This window comes from Frankia sp. AgKG'84/4, from assembly GCF_023242965.2.
In the GTDB taxonomy this organism is placed as follows: Bacteria; Actinomycetota; Actinomycetes; order Frankiales; family Frankiaceae; genus Frankia.
In genome coordinates this window covers 1-3,001 of the sequence record NZ_JALKFU020000614.1, presented here as the reverse complement: position 1 = coordinate 3,001, position 3,001 = coordinate 1, and the positions used below count along the sequence as shown (strand labels likewise).

At 74.0% G+C, this 3,001-nt stretch carries 3 protein-coding genes; all 3 read right to left on the bottom strand.

Annotated elements, in window-relative coordinates; genetic code table 11:
• The coding region (locus MXD58_RS24010) for a CYTH domain-containing protein (protein WP_250609978.1) at nucleotides 1-710 on the bottom strand (710 nt) is incomplete at its 3' end.
• Nucleotides 711-889: 179 nt separating this feature from the next.
• Complete coding sequence (locus tag MXD58_RS24005; RefSeq protein ID WP_248837569.1) at nucleotides 890-1,738, bottom strand: CPBP family intramembrane glutamic endopeptidase; 849 nt, start codon at nucleotides 1,736-1,738, stop codon at nucleotides 890-892.
• 134 nt (nucleotides 1,739-1,872) lie between these two features.
• The gene (locus MXD58_RS24000; protein ID WP_248837568.1) at nucleotides 1,873-2,865 is read right to left on the bottom strand and encodes a cytochrome d ubiquinol oxidase subunit II; all 993 of its coding nucleotides are present in this window, start codon (nucleotides 2,863-2,865) and stop codon (nucleotides 1,873-1,875) included.
• Nucleotides 2,866-3,001 lie beyond the last annotated feature (136 nt).

Sequence of the window (3,001 nt, the reverse complement as noted above, 5' to 3'; positions counted from 1 at the left end):
CGGACGACCTGCCCGGCGGGCTTGGCGCGACGCAGCCTGCGCGGCGCGGCCGGCACGTCCGGTCCGGGCCCGGCGGTGAGTGCCTGGCCGAGCAGCCGGCCGAGCTTGGAGGAGTCCGCCGCGGCCTGCGCGCCCGCCGCCAGCAGCAGCTCGCCCACCTCGTCGAGGATGTGCGACTGGTCGCCGACCAGCTCCACCTCGATCTCCCGCCAGGTGCTGACCGTCGTCGACTCGCCCAGGGTCTGTGCCGAGACCTGGTCGTCGACGACCTCGGCCAGGTCCGTCCCGGTCGCGTCGCGAAGGCGCCGGGCGGTGCGCAGCGTGCGCAGCCGGGCGACCGGGCGCAGCTCGGCGCCGCGGGTGTGCACGGCGACCAGGTCGACGAACTCCGCCGGCGGGGTGTGCCGGGCGCCCTTGTCGACGACGATCTCGCCGCCGGCGGCGTCCAGCGGCAGGTGCAGTTCGTCCCGTTCGCCGACGCGGACCGGCAGCTTCAGGTGCCAGCCGGCGTCGGCACCGCCGGTGCGCCGGCGCAGCGTGATCCGGTTGCGGGCCAGGCGCAGGTCCTCGGTGTCGAAGTAGAGGGCCTCGAGGCTGACGGGCCGGCGGGTGCGCGCGGTCGCGACGCTGGCGATCGCGCCCAGCTTCGGCAGCACGAAGGTCGGCTCGACGGCGTACTTGCGTTCGATCTCCCGGATTCCGGTGGCCATGCACACTGCCTTCCTGCGCTCGCTCGTCCCGCCTTCCCGCGCACGATCGGGCGCGACACCGATGTCCCACCAGGGACGCGGCGCTGGGATGGCGGTCGAGGGGATCGCCGGACGTCGCGGGCACGGGAAGGAGGATCATCTACCCCTGCAGGACAGCCGGCGTTTTCTTTCCGTTTACCCTAACGTGGGGCTGGGATCCAGGAGACCTTCCCGGCGAGAATCACGTAACCGACGAACGCGACGGTGTCGATGAGTCCGTGCGCGATGACCAGGGGCAGCACCCGGCCGTTGCGCTGGAACAGCCGGGCGAACAGCAGGCCCATCGCGAGGTTGCCGGCGAACCCGCCGAGCCCCTGGTAGAGGTGGTACGACCCGCGCAGCACCGCGCTCGCGGCCAGCGCGCGGGTGGGGTTCACGCCGAGCTCCCGCAGCCGCACCAGCAGGTAGCCGGTGACGATCACCTCTTCGGCGATGCCGTTCTGCCAGGCGCTGAGCGCCAGCACCGGTACGCGCCACCACACGGCCGGCAGGTTCGACGGCGCGACGGTCAGGTTCGCCCCGCTGTGCCAGGCGAGCAGGTAGAAGCCAAGCCCGATGCCACCGACCCCGGCGGCCAGCAGCGCCCCGCGCGCCGCGTCCGCCCGCGGGGCGAACCTGTCCAGGCCGATCGCCCGCCGGCCGCCGCCATGGCGGGTCAGCAGGTACACCGCGAGCAGGACGGGCATCATCCCGGTCAGCAGGTCGGCCAGCTGCAGGGCGAGATCGAGCCAGGGCCGCCCCGGGGCCGCCGAGGTGTTCAGCCGGGCGACCTGGGACCGCACCGACTCCGGCCGGGTCAGGACGCCGACATAGCGGATGAGCGCGAACAGCGCCGAGGCGCCGAACGACAGCCCGAGCACCAGGCCGACCTCGATCGCGAGCTGCCGCCGGGTGAGCGGCTCGGGCCGGGCCCGGTCGGCGTCCCGGTCGGCGTCCCGGTACGGGTCCTGGTCCGACGCGACCGCCGGCGTCGACGCGGCGTCGCTCATCGCTCGACCGTAGTCGACGTCGGCGCGCGGCCGAAAGGATCATGGGGTTGCGGGGAACCGCCTGGCGGTCCGGCGGGTCAGGGCCGGACCGCCGTCGGGCCCGGTGGGAGGGGACGGCCACCGGGCCACGCTCGTCAGGTGGTCGGTTCGGGCCGGGTGAACAGCCGGTAGAGCACGATGATCGGCGGTAGGACGATCGCGAGGCCGCCGGCGACCGCGTAGAGCATCGCGTGGATGTTGGTCGTCGGCGCCGCCGCCGAATCCGCGGTGACCTGCCCGACGATGAGGTCGGGATACTGGGCGACCGCCCAGCCCCACAGCATCGCGCCGACGGCCAGCCCGGCGGCGAGCCGGGCGACGACGAACTGTCGGCGGGCCAGCGCGACCAGGGTCGCCGCACCACCGATCACGGACAGCGCGACCAGCGGCATCGACCGGTCCAGGAACCGGTGCGCGACGACGGGCGCCTGATCCCAGAACAGCGGCAGCAGCATCATCGCGAGCGCGCCGCACACCACGGCGCCACCGGTCGCGCGGCGGCGGAACTCCGGTATCAGATGTTCGGTCGCCGGTGAGGCGGCCGCGTCCTTGCACAGGTACACGGCGGCGAGGAAGGCGGTCACGGCGACGGCGAACACCCCGCAGCCGAGACCGAAGGTGCTGCGCAGCGGCTCGACCGGGTCATCCGGTGACATCCGGCCCGTCGCCAGCGAGGCGCCGGCGACGCCGAGCGCGAACGGCGTGATCGTCGACGACACCGCGAAGACGTGCCCCCACCAGTGGTCCGGCCCGGCCGCGCCGGCGCCGTAGGCCCGGTAGACGTACGCGGCGCCGCGCAGCACGATGCCGACGAGCGCGGCCGACAGCGGGATCTCCAGGGACGAGCCGACCAGGCCGTACGCCGGCGGGAACCCACTGAACAGGGCGACGACGATGAAGACCAGCCAGACGTGGTTGGCCTCCCACACCGGCCCGATCGCGTTCGAGATCAGCTTGCGCTGGTCGCGGGCATCCGGGCCGCGGGCGAGCAGGTCCCACACACCCCCGCCGAAGTCGGCGCCGCCCAGCAGCGCGTACGCGGTGAGTCCGATCACCATGACGATCAGGAGCAGGTCGGCGGCGGTCATCGGGTCTCTCCCGGGTCGTTGCGGCCGGCGGTGTGCGCACCGGAGTCGGGACGACGGCCGGGGAGGGCGTGCCTGCCGCCGTGACGGCGGCCGAACAGCCCGTACCGGCCGGGGCCGCCGCGGCGCAGCGAGACTC

Excerpts from the sequence above, each read along its gene's own strand:
- MXD58_RS24005 (WP_248837569.1), bottom strand. The coding sequence starts at position 1,738 with ATGAGCGACGCCGCGTCGACGCCGGCGGTCGCGTCGGACCAGGACCCG.
- MXD58_RS24000 (WP_248837568.1), bottom strand. The coding sequence starts at position 2,865 with ATGACCGCCGCCGACCTGCTCCTGATCGTCATGGTGATCGGACTCACC.